1 protein-coding gene is annotated in these 1,020 nt (G+C 48.8%); it reads left to right on the forward strand.

Going from position 1 to position 1,020, the window contains the following annotated elements; all coding sequences use genetic code 11:
- On the forward strand, positions 1-808 hold an 808-nt coding region (locus tag ACMWKA_RS25660; protein WP_044703026.1), incomplete at its 5' end, for an IS110-like element IS5075 family transposase.
- Positions 809-1,020 lie beyond the last annotated feature (212 nt).

A 1,020-nucleotide genomic window follows, 5' to 3' on the forward strand; every position in this document is an offset into this window, starting at 1 on the left:
AGAGTTAGGGCATTTTCCAAAGCTGATATCACCGCAATTTGTCCGCCCATTCGTTAAAAGCAACAAAAATGACTTCGTTGATGCTGAAGCTATCTGTGAAGCAGCATCACGTCCATCTATGCGTTTCGTGCAGCCCAGAACCGAATCTCAGCAGGCAATGCGAGCTCTGCATCGTGTCCGTGAATCCCTGGTTCAGGATAAGGTGAAAACAACTAATCAGATGCATGCTTTTCTGCTGGAATTTGGTATCAGCGTTCCGCGAGGTGCTGCCGTTATTAGTCGACTGAGTACCCTTCTTGAGGACAGTAGTTTGCCTCTTTATCTCAGCCAGTTACTGCTGAAATTACAACAGCATTATCACTATCTTGTTGAGCAGATTAAAGATCTGGAATCTCAGTTGAAACGAAAGTTGGACGAAGATGAGGTTGGACAGCGCTTGCTGAGTATTCCCTGCGTTGGAACGCTGACTGCCAGTACTATTTCAACTGAGATTGGCGACGGGAAGCAGTACGCCAGCAGCCGTGACTTTGCGGCGGCAACAGGGCTGGTACCCCGACAGTACAGCACGGGAGGTCGGACGACATTGTTAGGGATTAGCAAGCGGGGCAACAAAAAGATCCGAACTTTGTTGGTTCAGTGTGCCAGGGTATTCATACAAAAACTGGAACACCAGTCTGGCAAGTTGGCCGACTGGGTCAGGGAGTTGTTGTGTCGGAAAAGCAACTTTGTCGTCACCTGTGCTCTGGCAAACAAGCTGGCCAGAATAGCCTGGGCACTGACGGCGCGACAGCAAACTTACGAAGCATAAAGGCAGAAATACACCAGTTTAAACAATCATTCATCTGGTTTTGCGAATACTGATATTGATGATACAAACGGCCCACCGGCCTGTTGAGGAACCTGTAAAACGGAAAGGCTCGCTGAAGCCGTATATTTTCTGGAGGTTCATCAGGCGCGGAACTCATCGAGGCGCGGGAATAAAATCCCATTCAGACGCCGGATAGATTCAAGCAAGCCAAC

It is taken from the genome of Enterobacter sp. 03-F-07-AD-ECC (assembly GCF_047530935.1).
Taxonomy (GTDB): domain Bacteria; phylum Pseudomonadota; class Gammaproteobacteria; order Enterobacterales; family Enterobacteriaceae; genus Enterobacter; species Enterobacter cloacae.